This window comes from Neobacillus sp. Fa239 (assembly GCF_055395235.1).
Genome location: NZ_AP041611.1, coordinates 781,577 through 800,173 on the forward strand (window position 1 = coordinate 781,577; position 18,597 = coordinate 800,173).

Annotated in this window: 18 protein-coding genes; 13 read left to right on the plus strand and 5 right to left on the minus strand. The window is 38.9% G+C overall.

The annotated features are described in order from the left end of the window. From nagB to ACZ5XR_RS03715, 4 genes are all read left to right on the plus strand, one after another. A complete protein-coding gene (gene nagB / locus ACZ5XR_RS03700) occupies positions 1-738 on the plus strand; it encodes a glucosamine-6-phosphate deaminase (RefSeq protein WP_464500340.1) in 738 nt (245 codons plus the stop codon). Positions 739-794: 56 nt separating this feature from the next. Further along, complete coding sequence (locus ACZ5XR_RS03705) at positions 795-1,517, plus strand: GntR family transcriptional regulator (protein ID WP_464502212.1); 723 nt, start codon at positions 795-797, stop codon at positions 1,515-1,517. 10 nt (positions 1,518-1,527) lie between these two features. Continuing rightward, the gene (locus ACZ5XR_RS03710; protein ID WP_464500341.1) at positions 1,528-2,265 is read left to right on the plus strand and encodes an SIS domain-containing protein; all 738 of its coding nucleotides are present in this window, start codon (positions 1,528-1,530) and stop codon (positions 2,263-2,265) included. Positions 2,266-2,375: 110 nt separating this feature from the next. Next, positions 2,376-4,574 carry an alpha-galactosidase gene (locus ACZ5XR_RS03715; protein WP_464500342.1) on the plus strand — a complete coding sequence of 733 codons (2,199 nt, stop codon included), beginning with the start codon at positions 2,376-2,378 and terminating at the stop codon, positions 4,572-4,574. 33 nt (positions 4,575-4,607) lie between these two features. Here the strand turns inward: ACZ5XR_RS03715 and ACZ5XR_RS03720 are convergent, their stop codons facing one another. The 4 genes from ACZ5XR_RS03720 to ACZ5XR_RS03735 all read right to left on the minus strand — a co-directional run bounded on the left by ACZ5XR_RS03720 (position 4,608) and on the right by ACZ5XR_RS03735 (position 9,268). Beyond that, positions 4,608-5,864: an ATP-binding protein gene (locus tag ACZ5XR_RS03720; RefSeq protein ID WP_464500343.1), complete on the minus strand. Its 1,257-nt coding sequence runs from the start codon at positions 5,862-5,864 to the stop codon at positions 4,608-4,610. A gap of 152 nt (positions 5,865-6,016) precedes the next feature. After that, entirely contained in the window at positions 6,017-7,525 is a 1,509-nt protein-coding gene (locus ACZ5XR_RS03725; protein ID WP_464502213.1) for a diguanylate cyclase domain-containing protein, read from the minus strand. 178 nt (positions 7,526-7,703) lie between these two features. After that, positions 7,704-7,835, minus strand: a complete 132-nt coding sequence (locus tag ACZ5XR_RS03730) for a hypothetical protein (protein ID WP_464500344.1) — start codon at positions 7,833-7,835, stop codon at positions 7,704-7,706. 314 nt (positions 7,836-8,149) lie between these two features. Next, positions 8,150-9,268 carry a metallophosphoesterase gene (locus ACZ5XR_RS03735; RefSeq protein WP_464500345.1) on the minus strand — a complete coding sequence of 373 codons (1,119 nt, stop codon included), beginning with the start codon at positions 9,266-9,268 and terminating at the stop codon, positions 8,150-8,152. Positions 9,269-9,473: 205 nt separating this feature from the next. Between ACZ5XR_RS03735 and ACZ5XR_RS03740 the strand changes: the two genes are divergently transcribed. The 7 genes from ACZ5XR_RS03740 to ACZ5XR_RS03770 all read left to right on the plus strand — a co-directional run bounded on the left by ACZ5XR_RS03740 (position 9,474) and on the right by ACZ5XR_RS03770 (position 13,783). Next, a complete protein-coding gene (locus ACZ5XR_RS03740; protein ID WP_464500346.1) occupies positions 9,474-9,794 on the plus strand; it encodes a hypothetical protein in 321 nt (106 codons plus the stop codon). A 171-nt stretch (positions 9,795-9,965) separates the two neighbouring features. Next, the gene (locus ACZ5XR_RS03745) at positions 9,966-10,655 is read left to right on the plus strand and encodes a hypothetical protein (RefSeq protein ID WP_464500347.1); all 690 of its coding nucleotides are present in this window, start codon (positions 9,966-9,968) and stop codon (positions 10,653-10,655) included. A 1-nt stretch (position 10,656) separates the two neighbouring features. Continuing rightward, positions 10,657-10,887, plus strand: coding sequence for a 4Fe-4S dicluster domain-containing protein (locus tag ACZ5XR_RS03750; RefSeq protein WP_464500348.1), 231 nt, complete (start codon positions 10,657-10,659; stop codon positions 10,885-10,887). 19 nt (positions 10,888-10,906) lie between these two features. Continuing rightward, the gene (locus ACZ5XR_RS03755) at positions 10,907-11,971 is read left to right on the plus strand and encodes a 3-methyl-2-oxobutanoate dehydrogenase subunit VorB (RefSeq protein WP_464500349.1); all 1,065 of its coding nucleotides are present in this window, start codon (positions 10,907-10,909) and stop codon (positions 11,969-11,971) included. After that, positions 11,968-12,726, plus strand: a complete 759-nt coding sequence (locus ACZ5XR_RS03760; RefSeq protein ID WP_464500350.1) for a thiamine pyrophosphate-dependent enzyme — start codon at positions 11,968-11,970, stop codon at positions 12,724-12,726. Before ACZ5XR_RS03755 ends, ACZ5XR_RS03760 begins: the two co-directional genes overlap by 4 nt. Beyond that, entirely contained in the window at positions 12,723-13,268 is a 546-nt protein-coding gene (locus tag ACZ5XR_RS03765) for a 2-oxoacid:acceptor oxidoreductase family protein (protein ID WP_464500351.1), read from the plus strand. The genes ACZ5XR_RS03760 and ACZ5XR_RS03765 overlap by 4 nt, the downstream gene beginning before the upstream one ends. A 173-nt stretch (positions 13,269-13,441) precedes the next feature. Beyond that, complete coding sequence (locus ACZ5XR_RS03770; protein WP_464500352.1) at positions 13,442-13,783, plus strand: cupin domain-containing protein; 342 nt, start codon at positions 13,442-13,444, stop codon at positions 13,781-13,783. A gap of 18 nt (positions 13,784-13,801) precedes the next feature. Here the strand turns inward: ACZ5XR_RS03770 and ACZ5XR_RS03775 are convergent, their stop codons facing one another. After that, a complete protein-coding gene (locus tag ACZ5XR_RS03775; protein WP_464500353.1) occupies positions 13,802-15,976 on the minus strand; it encodes an MMPL family transporter in 2,175 nt (724 codons plus the stop codon). 161 nt (positions 15,977-16,137) lie between these two features. Between ACZ5XR_RS03775 and ACZ5XR_RS03780 the strand changes: the two genes are divergently transcribed. Both ACZ5XR_RS03780 and ACZ5XR_RS03785 read left to right on the plus strand, forming a co-directional pair. Continuing rightward, positions 16,138-17,079 carry a sugar-binding transcriptional regulator gene (locus ACZ5XR_RS03780; RefSeq protein WP_464500354.1) on the plus strand — a complete coding sequence of 314 codons (942 nt, stop codon included), beginning with the start codon at positions 16,138-16,140 and terminating at the stop codon, positions 17,077-17,079. A 134-nt stretch (positions 17,080-17,213) separates the two neighbouring features. Further along, positions 17,214-18,575 carry an IS1182 family transposase gene (locus ACZ5XR_RS03785; protein ID WP_464498701.1) on the plus strand — a complete coding sequence of 454 codons (1,362 nt, stop codon included), beginning with the start codon at positions 17,214-17,216 and terminating at the stop codon, positions 18,573-18,575. Positions 18,576-18,597 lie beyond the last annotated feature (22 nt).

An 18,597-nucleotide genomic window follows, 5' to 3' on the forward strand; every position in this document is an offset into this window, starting at 1 on the left:
ATGAAAATTATTGAAGTTAATGATTATACCCAAATGAGTAAAGAAGCTTCAAAATATATCATTGATAAAGTAATCAATGTTCCCGATATTACTTTGGGGCTGGCAACTGGCGGTACACCGGTGGGAACGTATCAAAATCTTATTGCGGACCATCAGATGAATGGAACCTCCTATCAGAAAGTAACGAGCTTTAATTTGGATGAGTACATTGGTCTGTCAGGAACGGATAAAAACAGCTACCGATATTTTATGAATGAGCAGCTATTCAATCATATTGATATTAATAAAAATCATACCCATGTTCCAAATGGTGAAGCTTTGGATTTGGAAGAAGAATGTTTTCGTTATGAAGACTTACTTGCGAAGCATGGCGGAATTGATCTGCAGATACTTGGAATTGGCGCAAACGGGCATATCGGCTTCAATGAACCTGGGACATCCTTTCACACCAATACCCATATTGTTGAGTTAACCCCTTCGACCAGAAAGGCGAATTCCCGGTATTTTAATCAAATCAAAGATGTGCCGGCACGAGCCATTACGATGGGAATTGCCACGATTATGAAGAGTAAAGAAATTCTTCTGCTGGTTTCAGGGGAGAGTAAGAAGGATGCATTGTTTAGATTATTAAATGGAGGGGTGGATGAAAATTTTCCGGCATCGGTGTTGAAAAATCATCCATATGTTACAATTATTGCAGATAAAGCGGCCGTAGCAGACTTACGGATATACAGTTAAAAGCAGGGGTTGCCGGAAAGAGTTAGATTAACTGGAAAGGTGCAGTATTGAGTAGCATGATTGATAAAAATTCCCCCATTCCCATTTATTATCAGCTGGAAGAGCATATAAAAGATTTAATTGAAAAAGGCGAACTATTACCGGGAGATGCCTTGCCGGCGGAAAGAGAATTTGCGGAAAAATACCAAATTAGCCGGATGACAGTCAGGCAAGCCTTCACACAGCTTGTAAGTGCCGGTTATTTATTTCGCTTGCAAGGAAAAGGAACGTATGTCTCCGATCGAAAAATTGAACAGCCGCTCCAAGGTTTGACCAGTTTCACGGAAGATATGAAGGCAAGAGGGTTGGAAGCAGGGAGTCAATTAATTAACTTTCAAATTATTCCTGCTACAAATCAAATTGCCAATCAGCTTTCGATTCAAGAATATGGACCGGTTTATGAAATTAAGCGAATCCGCTTGGCAGATAAAATTCCAATGGCAATTGAAACCAATTATATCTCAGCCAATCTGATTAAAGGACTTACTGAGCCAATCGTAAACAGATCTCTATACAAATATATTGAAGGAGAACTAGGCTTTCGAATTGATCATGCCAGTCAGATTATTGAATCGTCTATTGCAAATAAACTTGAAGCGAAATATTTAAACATCACCATAGGTTCTCCCGTTATGCTCATTCAAAGAAACACCTATTTACAGGACGGGACACCGATTGAATTTGTTAAATCGATTTACCGGGCTGACCGGTATAAATTTATGATTCAAATGAAACGGTAGGAGATCAAGATTGTTTGAACTTTATTTTAAAAGAATAAAGGATTTAATGGACTTAGTAGAAAAGGATGAAAGTGACAGCATAAAAAAAGCTGCAGAACAAGTTGCAGACTGTATTCAAAGAAATGGGCTTGTTCATGTTTTCGGGTGCGGCCATTCCCATATGCTGGCGGAGGAGCTGTTTTACCGTGCTGGCGGTTTAGTGCCAATCAATCCTATTTTAATTGAAGATTTAATGCTTCATAATGGTGCGGTTCGGTCATCAGAATTAGAAAAGACCAATGACTTAGCGGGAAAATTTATGGAGAATGTCCAAATTCAGCCTGGTGACGTAATCTTTGTTGTTTCAACATCGGGCAGGAATCCGGTTCCCATTGATGTTGCCAACATCGCAAAAAAACAAGGAGCCCTTGTCATTGCGATTACTTCACATGACTATGCCAAGAGTCAACCGTCCCGCCATAAAAGCGGAAAATACTTGTATAATCAGGCAGACATCTCGATTGATAATCATATCCAGATTGGTGATGCACTTATGCATGAGCCATCCTTAAATATCAGTTTTGGCTCAGGTTCAACTATTATTGGAATGACCATTGCAAATGGAATCATGGTCGAAGCAGTTAATATTATGCTGGGTCATCACTTTATCCCACCTATTTTTAAAAGCGGTAATGTTGATGGGTCTGTGGAGCATAACAGAGTACTGATTGAAAAGTATAAGGGCAGGATTCCTTTGTTGGAATCTTAATTTCTTTAAAAAACGGAGTGGTTTCCATAAGGAAGCCGCTCCGTTTTTATTCATGAAATGGGGATTAATTAATATACATGATAATAGCAATGACAATTGGAGGTTAGATTGTGGGGATTCATTTTGACGAGAAGCGAAAAGTATTCCATTTACAAGGGAAAGAGACAAGCTATTGTTTTCAAATAACGAGAGATGGATACCTTACCCATCTTTACTGGGGTAGAAAAATAAATAATTATCATGGCTGCAAAGAAATGACCTTTATTAATCGTGGGTTTTCGCCGAATCCTGAACCATCAGATCGAACTTTCTCATTAGATACTTTGCCGCAGGAGTATCCTGGATATGGAAATACGGATTTTCGAACACCGGCCTACCAAATTCAATTGGAAAACGGAACTACTGTGACAGACCTTCGCTATTTGTGCCATACCATCATAAAAGGAAAACCAAAATTAGAGGGTCTTCCAGCATCATATGTTGAAAAGACTGCCGAAGCCAATACACTGGAAATCATCTTGCAAGACCGCCTAATTGGACTATCCGTTGTTCTCAGCTATACAATCTTTGATAGTTTTAATGTCATTACTCGTTCAGTTCGCTTTATAAATCATGGTGAAAAACCTTTAAAAATTCTCCGGGCACTAAGTGTGAATGTCGATTTTCGCGATGATCACTTTGATCTATTAACACTGTATGGGGCCCATATTAATGAACGAAATATCGTCAGGCGCCGGATTGTCCCTGGAAATCAATTAATTGAAAGCAGACGTGGGGCGAGCAGTCATCAGCAGAATCCCTTTTTGGCTTTGCTGCGAAAAGAGGCCAATGAGAACAATGGGGAAGTCTTTGGGTTTAACCTGGTATACAGCGGTAATTTTTTAGCCCAGGTGGAAGTAGACCAATTTCATACTGCAAGGGTTTCAATGGGGATCAACCCCTTTGATTTTAGCTGGCTGCTGGAGAGAGAAGGTTCGTTCCAGACTCCAGAAGTGGTGATGGTTTATTCCTCAGAAGGACTTGGAGGGCTTTCCAACACATACCATGAATTTTATCGAACGCGATTATGCCGTGGAATATGGCGCGACCTGCTTCGTCCCATCCTAATTAATAATTGGGAAGCAACCTATATGAAGTTTACTTCCGATAAAATCATCCAAATTGCCAAAGCCGCCAAAGAGGTCGGAATCGAATTATTTGTTTTAGACGATGGGTGGTTTGGGAAACGGAATAATGATAAAAGCTCACTTGGGGATTGGATCGTCGATAAACGGAAGCTGCCAAATGGAATGGCCAATCTTGCGAATCAAATCCGCCATATTGGAATGGAATTTGGTTTATGGTTTGAACCGGAAATGGTTTCAGTTGATAGTGAACTTTATCGGAAACATCCGGATTGGTGTATCCATGTTCCAAACCGAAATCGTTCGGAAGGCCGAAATCAATTGGTTCTGGATTTGTCGAGAAAGGAAGTTTGTGATTATATTATTGAAGCCGTTTCGATCATTTTATCCAATGCTTTTATTACTTATGTTAAATGGGACATGAATCGGCATATGACGGAAATTGGCTCGGCGGCATTACCGGCAGAAAGACAGAGGGAGACAGCCCATCGCTACATGCTCGGCCTTTATTATGTTCTTGAACAAATTACCTCCAGGTTTCCAGATATTTTATTTGAAAGCTGTTCCGGTGGCGGAGGACGCTTTGACCCAGGCATGCTTTATTACATGCCGCAAACCTGGACAAGCGATAACACGGATGCAGTTTCTCGTTTGAAAATTCAATATGGAACAAGTCTCGTTTACCCGCCAATTACAATGGGCGCACATGTTTCGGCAGTACCAAATCATCAGGTGCATCGGCTGACCTCACTAGAGATACGAGGAAACGTTGCGATGTCGGGTAACTTTGGATATGAGCTTGATTTAACAAAGTTAACCAGTATGGAAAAGGAACAAATCAAAGAACAGGTAGATTTCTATAAGGATATTCGCCATATCATACAATTTGGCCAATTTTATCGTTTGCATAGCCCGTTTGAAGGAAATGAAACCGCTTGGTCATTTGTTTCCATTGATCAGGCTGAAACAGTTGTTGGATATTTCAAGGTATTAGCAGAGCCAAATGAACCATTAAAATTCCTTACATTTAAAGGATTAAATCCAGACAAATATTATCAGCATATGATCACTGGGAGAATTTACGGCGGGGATGAGTTGATGTATGCAGGCATTGCCATTCCGAGGCTAAAGGGTGATTTTACTAGTTTCCTTTGGCATTTTAAAATAGTAGAAAAAAACAATTAAAAAACGACAGGGACCTTTAGCTGTCGTTTTTTCTCACTTCTGAAAGAAGGGCATGATGGTGGGGAATTGAAATTGAAAGGCAGTTCCTTCTCCTATTTCGCTTTCTACCGATAAAGACCCATTCATTGCTCTGACAATGCTATAGACGACCATCATTCCAAGACCTGTGCCATTTTTGCCTTTTGTAGAATAAAATGGTTCTCCAAGTCGATCAAGCTGTTCTTTTGTCATTCCCATCCCAGTGTCTTTAATGAAAATGGTCACATTGTCTTGAGAGAATTCTGTCGTTACGTAAAGCTGTCCGCCATTAGGCATAGCTTCTACCGCATTTTTCATGACATTAATAAAGCATTGCCGGAACTTCTGCGGGTCTCCTTTAATAAATCCTATTACGGAAAAGTCCGTAATAATCTCAACAGAATTTTGATTGGCTAATGGCTGAAGGATATTAATAATTTGCCTAAGTTCGCTCTTTACATTGAGCTCTTCGTACGATTCAAAGGCCGGCTTCGCAAATGTCAAATAATCTTGAATAACCTTTTCCGCTGACAATAATTCCTCTCTTACAAGCGCAAGGTAATCATTCCGTTTATGTCTTGGAAGCGAATCATCTTGCAATAATTGGACAAAACCGCTTGCGGCTGTAAGAGGATTGCGTATTTCATGGGAAATGGCAGCACCCATTTGTTCAACTGCTTTTAATTTCTCTGTTTTGACCAATTGCTGCCGCATTTCCAGATTCTTTTTGACAAATTCAATTGAGTAAGCGATGATTCCGACACCTAATGGAGGAATCACCAGATAAGCAAACCAAGCATCTAACCAATTTGAGTGAGGATTTGTATATTCCATCCCGCCAACAGTTAATAAACCAAGGACCATGCCCATTATTACCGCGGACAGAATGCGTCGAATGGGGCTTTGTTTCCAAAACCAGGGGAATAACCGCCATTGTAAAACCGCAAGAGGAACATATAACGCACCGGTTTCAAAAAGGCCTAAATTAACACCAAAAAAACTTCTGATGAGGAGTAAAACGGCAACCAGTATAGGACCAATTCCTAAATAAAGACCGCCAATGACAATCGGAATAACTCTTAGGTCATAACGAGAATAGGAAACAGGATGATAAGAGAATTGGACACACATCCACAGCAAACCAATAAAAATTAGATTTATCGCTAGTTTAGAAGAAGGAAACTTTTTATTTCTCTCAATTAAAACCAAACAAAAAAATAGTAATATGATTAAAATGGAAAGATTCAGGAATAGGTGTTTAGTAATTTCCATTAAGTTCACCATCCAATAGGGATCTGTTAGGAAAATTTTACATGTATTTTCGCTGTTATACAACATAATTTGCAAAATATTTTGATATTTTTACAAAAAAAGAAGATAACTCATCAAGGTTTGCACTTGTGTTGAGAGTCATCTGCTCTTTTTTATTGAACTGTAGAAATTGTATTTCTTCCCATTGTTTTCGATAAATATAATGACTCATCTGCCATTCGGATAAGATCTTCAGGTTTTGCCATGATATTTGGCCGAAGTGTGGCGATCCCAATACTTAGTGTCACAACATTGGCAATTTCCGAACTTAGATGAGGAATCTTGAGTGACTTAACGGTTTTCTGAATTCGATCTGCGATCTGGAATCCTTCCTGCTGTTCAGTAGCAGGTAATATAAGGGCAAATTCCTCTCCGCCATAACGGCAAAATGTATAAGTCGTGTTATTCATCATATTCTCTTTAATTGCAAGAGCAATGGTTTGTAAGCAGCTATCTCCTTGTAAATGTCCATAGGAATCATTATATTTTTTAAAATAATCGATATCGAACATCACGAGTGTTAAAGGACTATTTGCAAACGATAGATGATTCCACTCTTTCCTCAAGGTTTGATCAAAATATCGTCTATTTGCAATACCTGTAAGTCCATCCATGTATGAAAGCTGATTCAGCAGTTCGTTTGCTTCTTTTAATTTCTGCTCCATTATTTTACGATCCGTTATGTTTCTGGATACAATAATAACTCGTTTCGTCCCATCTTCTTGATAAGGAACACTTTTTAGTCTTGATTCAATCCATACATACTCTCCTGTTTTGGTCTGGTAACGAAAGGTAGATTCTGCAAATCCATCGGAAAGGGCTTTTTCAAACATTTCGTTTGTCATGTTAATATCGTCAAGATGAATAAAATTCTCCATTTTCTTTCCCAATAGCTCAGGATATTCGTATTTGATGATTTCTTTAACTGCTGGGGAGATATAAATATATTCCTTGTTACCATTGTGCATCGTAATCATGTCGCTGGAATATTCAGCGAGTAAGCGGAAACGTTCCTCACTATCTGTTAATTTTATAAGGATGTTCTTTTGCTGCCTTTGCGCTTCATTTGATTGAGCAATAAAAAGTGCAAAATGATAGGCAATAAATCCGCCAATTAAAGAAAAAAGATAATGGTAAATTAATATATTTTTAAGTGTTGTCAAATTATTTATATTTAAGTAAAGGACGATTGAGATAATAAACAAAGCGATAAGATTCATTAAGTAGGCTTTTCCGGTTGAATTAATCTTTAATTTTGAAATCCCTCCACAAATGATACCCGTCAAAAGGATCCCGATGGCAGCATGTAGAGATGTTTGATTAAAGCCAAAAAGAAGGATTCTGCCTATGGCGATGATAACGGCTCCAATTATCGCAGGGAATGTCCCGCCAAATGCAGCGGCAATCACAATGGCCAAATGACGAAAATCAGCAATCGTAGTCGGGTTAATATGAATGCTGAACAGCATTAAAATATTTCCTAGTATTCCAAAGCAAATTCCCCAATAAAGCTTTGTCGAAAAAGGAGAGGAAAAGCGTAACGGTTTATCTTTAAATATCTGTCCCATTAATGAAAAGGAAGCAATTAAAAGTGCCGCATTGGAGACAAAATCTTTGAGCATCACATGTATATTCTCCTGTTTAAATTCTGAGTTAAATCGACAATATTCGATTACATCCTTCCAATTATACTATGTATTAGATTATTTTGTAATTTATAAAAGGAAATAGTCATAAAATGCTCTCATTTTATAATCAAAACAAAAGGATGACCCATTGCTGTTGAGTCATCCTTTTGTTTTATTCGCTGTTTTGAGTTGTGTTGAAAAACTGTGCCTGATCTTTATTGTTTTTCTGGCCATTTTTATTTTTACCCATTTTTCCATCAGATTCATAGCTTAACTGCTGCCCATCTTTTTTTACTTGTTTCATTAAAACCCCTCCTTTCAAAACTAGTCTTTCCTATTTATCGATAAAAAAATTTATATATTTGGCTCTGATAAACTTGGTTGTTGATTGTAGCGAAGGGTATCGCTTTCCGCGGGGAGGTCCGGGAGCCTCCTCGGCGCTTTTAGCGCCTGAGGGGTCTCCCGTGACCTCTTCATCCCGCAGGACATTGAATAAGCTTCATCGAATATTCACCGCACGAAGAAAATGCGTTAGCATTTTCGAGGAGGAGAGCGCCCTCCACTCCAATCAACAGTTGTAAAAAATCAACATTCGCCTTTAACATTTAACCCCTATTTTTACAACCCGAGCTTTTTTATGAAATTAACGGTTTCATCGTGTTCCTTTTTGATGAGCATGTACAAACCCTTGTCTGTTTTGACTAGTGGTTTTCCATTTTCATCTGCAATTGGTCTGGTAGACGAGGTTCCTTGAATGATCATCCAATGCTTAGCTTTATTTTCAAGTTTTAGATCGATGATTCCTAGGCGGTTGCCAAAGGCCCCGGCCATAACAACAGGTTTCCCGTTGATTAATCCCTTTTCAAGATTGGTATTGGGGATATTTGAATAATGCGCGCTGGGGAAAATATTATGGGAGTGACCGGCAAGGATGACATCAATTCCCGGAATTTGACTTAGGTAATAGACAGCATTTTCCGTATCAGGATGATAGGGTGCCCCGCTAATACCGGTGTGTGCCAGGGCAATGATAAGATCGGCTCCTTTTTTCTTCATAATCGGGATATATTCCTTTGCTGTTTCCACAATGGGGCGGGCATAAACCTTACCTTCAAGATTTGCCTTATCCCATCTCATAATTTGCGGCGGCATAAAGCCAATCACCCCAATTTTCAGCCAATGTGATTTCCCGCTTTCGTCCACCAACTTTCTTTTCAGAATGACAAATGGTTTAAAATAAGGCTTATGATTTTTGGCAGAATACACATTTGCATTGACAACCGGGATTTTTACACCTTTTAATGCTTCATTAATAAATGGAAGTCCATAATTGAATTCATGGTTTCCAATCGTGATTGCGTCATATTTTAAGTAATTAAAGGCACGGTATACCGGGTGTGTTTTTCCATAGTGAATGCCTCTAATCCGTGCAAGGTACTCTCCGAGCGGATTGCCCTTTAAATGATCCCCATCATCAAACAACAGGGAATTTTGCCCTTCCTTTCGTGCTTGTTTTATTAATGTTGCCGTCTTAACAAGGCCGATGCGGTTATCTACCTTGGACTGATAATAGTCATAATTCATTAGAGCGGTGTGCAGATCTGTCGTTTCTAATATTCTTAAATCAATAACGGCCTTGGTGACAGGATTCTCTGATGCGAGGGATGGCGGCGGGAAGGCTTGCCAATAAAGAGTGAGTGTTAGAAGGATGAATAAAAACCTTTTTTTGTATCGCATTTACAATCCCTCCTTGATTTTAATGGAAGTGATACTAGTATTCGTTATATTCTTAGAATTATTATTTCTTCCTAAATTCAAGCCGTGATAAAACGGTCAGAAATTTGTCATAAACATATGAATAAAAAATGAAAAAAACTTGTTTCAACTATATTATTAGTAAAAATTTTTTATAATGAAAGTATCCAAAAGGGAGGTAATTGTAATGAATATCACAACTATTATTGAATTAGAAAATAATGAAGTAGAAAATATTGCTGGAGCAAAGCTAGTTTTTGCAGAAGAGCGAATTCATGAAAATATAGTAGAAACATGCGTGGAATGCTTCCAAATTGAAGAGTCGAATAAAAAATTGTCAACGGAAGATGCCATGCAAAAGGTGTTTAATCAATTAAAGCAGAAAGGCGTAATCCCAGTTGAGATCGAGGACTTTTCATATGAAATGCCTTCTTGTGAGCGATTAAAAAGAAAAATAAAAAATGATTCAGACCTTCCTCAAAAGGTTATTCTCTCCTTCATGGCATAAAAGAAGTTCTTAGGAACTTCTTTTTTTCGCTGAGCTGTTCATGAAGTGTGACAATGGTCAATGCAGTTTTTTCTAATGGTCATTATAATGGTGCTGTTGCAGGTATGAATGTCTTTTAAAATAACTTAATGGAAACGCTTACATAACGAAATGAGAGGAGGCCTGAAGTTTTTGATCGCAAATCGTAAAGTTACGATATTAACAGGACATTTTGGGAGTGGCAAAACAGAGCTGGCAATTAATCTGGCATTAATGGAAAGAAAGAAATATGAAAAAGTGGCAATCAATGATTTAGATATCATCAACCCTTATTTCCGGTCAAGAGATGTGGCTGGTTTATTTCGGCAAAAAGATATTGAATTACTTGCTCCGAAGGAACATTTAGCTACTTCCGATTTACCGATCGTATCCGGAGAAATTTATCGCGTTTTACATGACCACCGATACCGAGTCATTATTGATGCAGGAGGCGACAAAGACGGAGCCACGGCCCTCGGACAGTATTTTCATGAGTGGAAGGATTTATCACCAGAGCTTCTGTTTGTCCTAAACAGTAATCGTCCATATGTCAGTACCTTGGATGGAGCCCTTTACACGGTTGCTCAAATTGAAAATGCCTCCAGATTAAAGGTAACGGGCATCATTAATAATGCCAATATTGGAATAGAAACAACAATGGAAGATATAAAGAATGGCTATGATTTAAGTTGCCAAGTATCTGATAAGCTTCAAATTCCGCTTTTATTTACCTCTATTTCTACGCAGTTAAAAATGGAGGCAGAAAGTTTTGCTGAAAACCATAAAGTAATGTTTATTGACCGATATATGAAATTACCTTGGGAAGGAAGAGGAGTTGAATAAATTGGAAAAGAAAGTTGTCTTTAATGAAGAAGTATGTAAATCCTGCAGTCTATGTGTGCAGGTTTGTCCGAGCAAGGTTATTTTTCTAGCTGACTATTTAAACGGAAAAGGATATCGTCCGGCAACAGTCGTGGATCAGGAGCATTGTATCAGCTGCGCTAAATGCGGCCAAATTTGTCCAGATGCAGTAATTTCTGTGTATAGACCGGTAAAGGTATTACAAACTGTTTGATAGGAAGGGAGTACTATTTATGGGGAAAGTTTTAATGAAGGGTAATGAAGTGATCGCAGAGGCGGCTGTAAAGGCTGGCTGCAAATATTTTTTCGGCTACCCAATTACACCGCAAAGTGAGCTAGTCGCCTACATGGCAAGAAGGCTGCCTGAAGTTGGCGGGTTATTTCTTCAGGCGGAAAGTGAAATTGCTGCTATTAATATGGTATACGGTGCCGCGGGAACGGGTGTCAGAGTGATGACATCCTCTTCAAGTCCAGGATTTAGCCTAAAACAGGAAGGGATTTCCTATCTTGTAGGTTCAGAGCTTCCGGCCGTCATTTGTAATATTGTCCGAGGCGGTCCTGGACTTGGAAATATTCAGCCTGCCCAATCAGATTATTTTCAGGTTACAAAAGGTGGTGGACATGGAGACTACAACATCCCTGTGTTAGCACCAGCAAGCCTGCAGGAAATCGTTGATTTAACATGTGAGGCATTTGATATCGCAGATCGCTATCGGACACCGGTCATCCTTATGGGAGATGGAATGCTTGGTCAAATGATGGAGCCGGTTGAATTTAAAGAACTTAGTGAAAGGAATTTGCCGGAAAAAGATTGGGCCACAACAGGAACACGCGATGACGGGGGAGCTAAAATTATTACCTCGCTGGAGCTTGATGCAGAAGGATTAGAAAAACGGAATAGAGGTCTTCAAGAGAAATTTGCAAAAATAAAGGCGAATGAAGTCCGGTATGAAACCTATGAAACCGATGATGCAGATTATATTATGGTGGCATTTGGAACAGTTGCCCGGATTACTATGAATGCCATTAGAAAAGCCAGACAGAATGGAGTAAAAGTTGGCTTAATTCGTCCAATCTCGCTATGGCCATTTCCGGAACAGCCGTTTATGGAAACTAGAGAACGGGTAAAAGCATATATTACAGTGGAAATGAGCGCAGGTCAAATGGTTGAGGATGTAAGGCTGGCTGTGAATGGCCATGCACCAGTAGATTTCTTCGGCCGAACCGGCGGTGTTGTTCCTACCCAAGAGGAGATTTACGACAAGATCATGGCTGTTGCCGGGGGGATTCCAGTATGACAATGAAGACTGTCTTTAAAAAAACAAGTGGACTAACTGATAAACCTACCCATTATTGCCCAGGCTGTACGCACGGAATCATCCACCGCCTTGTTGGTGAAGTATTAGAAGAAATGGATATTCTGGAAGAGACGATTGGTGTCGCATCGGTTGGATGCTCTGTTCTTTCCTATGAATATTTTAATTGTGATATGACACAGGCAGCCCATGGACGGGCGCCTGCGGTCGCTACTGGTATCAAGCGGGTTCTGCCTGATCGGTTTGTGTTTACCTACCAAGGTGATGGAGACCTTGCATCGATTGGTATAAGTGAAGTGATTCATGCTGCTGCACGCGGTGAAAAAATTACCGTCATTTTTGTGAATAATGCTATTTACGGAATGGCCGGCGGACAAATGGCTCCGACCACATTAATCGGTCAAAAAACAGCCACCACTCCTTATGGACGGGATGCGAGTATTCAAGGGTCGCCGATAAAAGTTTGTGAAATGATTGCCACATTGGATGGGGCAGCCTATGTGGAACGTGTTTCCTCACATGACGTTCAGCATATACAAAAAACGAAAAAAGCAATCCGGAATGCGTTTGAAATGCAAAAGAAAGGTCTTGGCTTTACTATGGTAGAGGTATTATCTACTTGTCCAACGAACTGGGGATTAGACCCTCATGAATCCCTTGATTGGGTGAAGGATAATATGATTCCTGCTTATCCTCTTAGAGTCTATAAAAATAAAGGGGAGGGACTAGTGCGATGATGGAAGAAATAATCATTGCCGGCTTTGGCGGTCAGGGTGTCATGTCCATGGGCCAGTTAATTGCCTATGCAGGAATGCTGGAAGGAAAGGGAGTTTCATGGCTTCCATCCTATGGACCGGAGCAGAGGGGAGGAACAGCTAATTGCTCCATCGTGGTTAGCGATGACCCTGTCGGATCACCTGTTGTGACATCGCCATCAACAGCCATCGTTCTCAACAACCCTTCATTTGATAAATTTGAAACAAAGGTCCGTCCCGGGGGCTTATTAATTCTAAACTCTTCATTGGTTATTCGAACATCAGAGCGAAAAGACATTGATATCATTGAAATGAATGCGACTGACATGGCAAACGATCTTGGAAATTCACGAGTGGTCAATATGATTCTCCTCGGTGCATTTCTGGAACATACAAAAATCGTTTCAATTGAATCAATTATAGAATCTTTGAAGAAAGTATTGGGGCCTAATAAGCATCATTTAATTGACATTAACAAACAGGCGTTGGCCAAAGGGGCATCGCTTGTTGGAGCAGGTAGATAGAGTATAGGTAAACCAGCCGCGAATGCCGGCTGGTTTTTGGGTTATCTTATATAGTTGTTAAGTAGCTCAGTTAAACTTTTGTGAGATTTTTATCAAGTTGTGATTTGGCTCACTTAATTGAAAATGATTTTCTATTAAAATGATGATGAAAGATACCAAGGAGGTATAAGGATATGGAAAAAAATTCAATCAAGTCCTACCAAGAATATAATGAAGAAAAATTCACTAAAAGAGTTGTATATAAAAAGGGAGAAACCACTGCCTTTGTTTTAAATTTCTTACCGGGTCAACAGCTTCCGCCACATAAACATCCGGGAACAGAAGTATACCTTTACATTGTAACTGGAAATGGAACGGTCATTATTGATGGTCAGGATACAAATGTTTCAGAGGCTGATATTATCCATGTTAATAGTGAGGAAGAAATGGCCTTTAAAAATACCGGTGATGAACCTTTAAGTATTTATGTTGTTTTAAGTAAGTTTCCAAATGAAAACTATGCCAAAAATATGTAAGAAAAAAAGCCGGCCAAATTAGGCCGGCTTTTTCTTCCCTTCCAGCAGGGCTTTATTTCTAAAACCGAAAAACCACCAATTCCAATCACCCAATAGCTTCATTAGGGCAGGGACAAGTACCATTCTAACAATCGTGGCATCAATAAATATGGCGGTCGCAATCCCAACGCCGAGCTGCTTGATGGGCATGACGCCTGTAAAGGCAAAGGCCCCAGTCACAACAATCATGATGGCGGCAGCAGATGAAATAATCTTACTGGTGAAAGTTAATCCTGATATTGTTGCTTCACTATTATCGCCTGTCTTTAAATAAAATTCCTGGATTCTGGAGATGAGGAAGACTTCATAATCCATGGAAAGACCAAATACTAATGTAAAGACAAACACAGGCAAAATTAAAGCAATATTTGAAGGCTTTATTCCTAAATGGCCCAGCTGGAAAACCCACACCACAATTCCAAATGTACAGCCAAGACTTAACATATTCATGATAATCGCTTTTAATGGAATAAGGATGGAGCGGAAGGCTGCCATAAGAATGAGAAAGGTTGAAATAAAAATTAATAACAGCCCATCAGGAGCTTTTTGATAAATTTCATCAAATATTTCCTGTTCAAATTTTATTGAACCACCGAATGAAGATTTCAATCCCAAATCCTTCTTGGACCAACGCTCAATCCAGTTTCTAGCTTTTGGTGAGTTTTCACCGGTTTTTAAATAAACCTCGAGAAGCATTTTCTTGCCTCTTATAAAATAATCTTCAACGGGTTTTATCATCTGCTTATTACCGTATTTAAGCATTTGAAAAAGCTGCTGAGCATTTAATGCCCCTGCTGCTTTAAAAGGAGAGTTAACGGATTGAACGAGTGAATCTTTCTCCAGCCGTTTTACCACTTTACTAACCTTTTCCAAATTGGCTGTTTCAAGAATATTGTTGGTCGCTTCCAAAACAATGGTTACTTTTTTCTCGTCACTTTTTTCCTTTGATATAAAATTTTCGTTAAAGGCTTCAAAAGCAACTCTTGAAGGATAATTAGATGGCAGTGAATCCGTGCCAGGTATCGTCAAAATCATGTGCCTGACTGGAATAAGGCCGATTAATAGGATGGCGAGAGAGAAAATAGACATTAATATGGGCCGGCTCATTACAATTTTAGCAAAACCGTGCCAAATACTTGATTGCTGGTCCTTAATTCTTAAAATGCTTAATTTATTTACGCTGCTTCCTAATATAGAAAGAAAGGCAGGGAGAAAGGTTAAGGCACATACAGCAGAAATAAACACAACGGTCATCCCGCCAAGCGCAACATTTTGGAAAATATCAATTTTTATGAACCATAATCCAGATAGCCCAATAAACACGCAAAGCCCGGAAAAAATGATGGAACGGCCAGCTGTCACAATCGTGATCTGAATGGCTTCCTGAACCGGTTTGCTTCGGAGCTCTTCTTTGTAGCGGTTTATAAACAGTAAGGCAAAATCAATACTTAGAGCAAGACCGATCATCGGGATGATATTTAGAATGAAAATAGTTAAATCAGTATGATAACTAAAAAAATAAACGGTACCCATGGTGACTAAAATGGAAACGATTCCGATGATGATCGGAATTGCCGCAGCGACCAGGCCGCCAAAAGAGAGAAGTAGAACGATTAATGCAATGGGCAGACCAATCATTTCGGCTTTGGCTAAATCCTCTTGGCTAGCAACATTTAGGTCTTGGACGATAATAGGTTCCCCCGTCATTGTGACCCGGAGACCATCTTTGTTTATTAATTTCTTTTTTAATTGACTTATTTCATTTCCCAATTGTTCAGGTTTTTGGTTAAAGGAAAGAATTCCATACGCATAATTTCCTTTTATCATCCCTACCTGGTCTAAAGGGGACGTAATGGTCTCTGCATGATCAAATTTGCCAAGCCTGTTGAACGTATCTTGAATGAATTTCCTCCATTCCGCTCCTTTTACGGAAGAATTCCGCTGAAATACAAGAATAATAGTCGATTTAGGCTGTCCAAACTCCTTTTCAAGAATGGTTCTTGTATGATTATAATCCCCCTTATACTCAAACCCGTTTCCGCTTAGCACGGATGGCAATTTTACTGCAAAAAAACCAAAGGTTATAATCACACATACCCAGAAAAAAAGGATAAATTTACGATACCGAAAAATGAACCCCCCGAAGTTCTGCATAAAATGCCTCCTTTAGCGATTTATTTTTCCCGAAAAACTTCTTTTTAGAAAAGACAAGATCTGTCAGTAGTTTAAAAATGTTCAATGTAAATTTTACAAATGTAAAATGAAGGAGTTTTTTGGTATAATAAATCAAAATATAATTTCTTTAGGTGATCAAAATGGATCAAGAAAAATTAAGTAAGGTTATTGAAGCAGCTAAATTATATTATCTCTTGGATTATAATCAAAATGAAATTGCTAAGCTTTTGGGGGTTTCACGCCCTACGGTGTCCCGCTTGTTACAGCAGGCAAAAAGCGATGGAATTGTCCAAATTAATATAATGGATCCAACTGAAGATGTGGAAAATCTTTCTATGCAATTAGAAAAAAAGTTCAACTTGAAAAAGGCGATTGTCGCTTCCATACCTCAGTTTGAAAATCATATCATCAAGAATTATCTAGGTGAAAAAGCTGCCCAATATCTTCATGAGATTGTTAAAGATAACGATATAATCGGAGTAACATGGGGAACCACCCTTTATCATGTCGCTATCGAGCTCCAGCAAAAATTCGTCAAAGATGTGAAAGTGGTTCAGTTAAAAGGCGGCGTCAGCCATGCAGAAACCAATACGTATGCCTCTGAAATTTTATATCTGTTTGGGAAAGCCTATAATACCACTCCTAATCATCTTCCATTGCCGGCTATAGTGGATCATGTTGTCGTCAAACAAGCAATGGAAGCAGACCGGCATATTCGGAAAATCCTTGACCTTGGAGAAAAAGCGAATATTGCATTATTTACGATAGGTCCCATTAAAAAGGATTCGTTATTATTTCAATTGGGTTACTTTACGGAAAGTGATATAGAATCTCTTGATGGAAAAGCCGTGGGCGATATTAGCTCCCGCTTCTTTGATCGGGAAGGGAACCTATGTAATGAGAGTCTCAATGAACGGACGCTTGGCATCAGTTTGAATAATTTAAGAGAAAAAGAATATTCAATCCTTGTTGCCGGTGGACCGAATAAGATTGAAGGAATCCACGGTGCATTAAAAGGGCAGTATGCAAACGTATTAGTAACGGATCAATTTACGGCACAATTTCTCCTCGATAAAAATTGAATAACATACAAAAAAACAGCATAGTATGCTGTTTTTTTGTATGTACAGACTGTCGACAAATCCGAGAAAAATCGGGTCTGCCGGCAGTCTTTTTTGTATAATTGATATATGAAGATTTTAATGAGGTGGATACTATGCTTTCAAAAAATACACAGATGAATCGTGACCAAATAGAAATGATAGCTTTAGAACAACTTGTACCTGCGAACCATTTGGTTCGCAAAATAGAAGCTGCCATAGATTTCTCATTTATCTATTCACTTGTACAAGATATGTATTCATCTGATCGAGGTCGTCCGAGTATTGACCCTGTAGTATTGATTAAGATGGCGTTTATCCAATATACCTTCGGTATTCGCTCTATGCGTAAAACTATAGAGGAAATCGACACAAATATTGCTTATCGTTGGTTTTTAGGCTTTGGATTTTATGATAAAGTACCACATTTCTCAACCTTCGGTAAAAATTACGAAAGACGTTTCAAGAACACTGATTTGTTTGAGCAGATTTTCTATCGTATTTTGAAGGAAGCTTCTGATAAAAAATTAATAAGCAGTGATCACGTTTTTATTGATTCCACACATGTTAAAGCAAGTGCAAATAAGCGTAAAATTGAGAAGAAAGTCGTTCGAAAAGAAACCAAAGCATATGAAGCGCGATTACAAGAGGAGATTAATAGTGACCGCGAAGATCACGGGAAAAAGCCATTTCCTCCAGATAAATTTGAAAAGGAAGAAAAGAAAGAAATTAAAGAAAGCACCACGGACCCAGAAAGTGGTTATTACGTAAAGGACGAGCGTACTAAACAGTTTGCTTACTCATTCCATACAGCTGCTGATCGAAATGGTTTTGTTCTGGGTACGATTGTTACACCAGGGAATATACACGATAGCGTTATTTTTGAACCACTTCTAGAAAAGGTCATTGAAAAACACGGGAAACCTGAGGCTATTGCTGCTGATGCTGGATATAAAACGCCTGCCATTGCCCAATACTTATTTGAAAATGATATAACGCCTGCATTACCTTACACTCGCCCTCGTACGAAGGATGGCTTCTTAAGAAAGCATGAATATGTTTATGATGAATACTATGATTGTTATATCTGTCCGAAAGGACAAATATTAAAATATGCAACAACGACAAAGGAAGGTTATCGACAATACTTCTCTAACCCCATTGAGTGTAAAAATTGCCCATTATTATCACAGTGTACACAGAGTAAAGAACATAAAAAACTAATTCAACGACATGTGTGGGAAAACTATTTAGAAGAAGCCGACCATCTTCGTCATACAGAAGAAAATAAAACTATATATGCAAGACGTAAAGAAACGATTGAGCGTGTCTTTGCGGATGCTAAGGAAAAGCATGGAATGCGATGGACAACCTTAAGAGGTCTAAAAAAATTGTCTATGCAAGCGATGCTTACTTTTGCTGCCATGAATTTGAAAAAGATGGCCAGCTGGACATGGAAAAGTCCGGTAATGGCGTAAATATATGAATAAGATAAGTCTA

What these genes read in the sequence shown, in the direction of transcription:
- nagB (WP_464500340.1), top strand. Translation starts at nt 1, where the DNA reads ATGAAAATTATTGAAGTTAATGATTATACCCAAATGAGTAAAGAAGCT.
- ACZ5XR_RS03705 (WP_464502212.1), top strand. Translation starts at nt 795, where the DNA reads ATGATTGATAAAAATTCCCCCATTCCCATTTATTATCAGCTGGAAGAG.
- ACZ5XR_RS03720 (WP_464500343.1), bottom strand. Translation starts at nt 5,864, where the DNA reads ATGGAAATTACTAAACACCTATTCCTGAATCTTTCCATTTTAATCATA.
- ACZ5XR_RS03725 (WP_464502213.1), bottom strand. Translation starts at nt 7,525, where the DNA reads ATGCTCAAAGATTTTGTCTCCAATGCGGCACTTTTAATTGCTTCCTTT.
- ACZ5XR_RS03730 (WP_464500344.1), bottom strand. Translation starts at nt 7,835, where the DNA reads ATGAAACAAGTAAAAAAAGATGGGCAGCAGTTAAGCTATGAATCTGAT.
- ACZ5XR_RS03735 (WP_464500345.1), bottom strand. Translation starts at nt 9,268, where the DNA reads ATGCGATACAAAAAAAGGTTTTTATTCATCCTTCTAACACTCACTCTT.
- ACZ5XR_RS03740 (WP_464500346.1), top strand. Translation starts at nt 9,474, where the DNA reads ATGAATATCACAACTATTATTGAATTAGAAAATAATGAAGTAGAAAAT.
- ACZ5XR_RS03755 (WP_464500349.1), top strand. Translation starts at nt 10,907, where the DNA reads ATGGGGAAAGTTTTAATGAAGGGTAATGAAGTGATCGCAGAGGCGGCT.
- ACZ5XR_RS03760 (WP_464500350.1), top strand. Translation starts at nt 11,968, where the DNA reads ATGACAATGAAGACTGTCTTTAAAAAAACAAGTGGACTAACTGATAAA.
- ACZ5XR_RS03765 (WP_464500351.1), top strand. Translation starts at nt 12,723, where the DNA reads ATGATGGAAGAAATAATCATTGCCGGCTTTGGCGGTCAGGGTGTCATG.
- ACZ5XR_RS03770 (WP_464500352.1), top strand. Translation starts at nt 13,442, where the DNA reads ATGGAAAAAAATTCAATCAAGTCCTACCAAGAATATAATGAAGAAAAA.
- ACZ5XR_RS03775 (WP_464500353.1), bottom strand. Translation starts at nt 15,976, where the DNA reads ATGCAGAACTTCGGGGGGTTCATTTTTCGGTATCGTAAATTTATCCTT.
- ACZ5XR_RS03780 (WP_464500354.1), top strand. Translation starts at nt 16,138, where the DNA reads ATGGATCAAGAAAAATTAAGTAAGGTTATTGAAGCAGCTAAATTATAT.
- ACZ5XR_RS03785 (WP_464498701.1), top strand. Translation starts at nt 17,214, where the DNA reads ATGCTTTCAAAAAATACACAGATGAATCGTGACCAAATAGAAATGATA.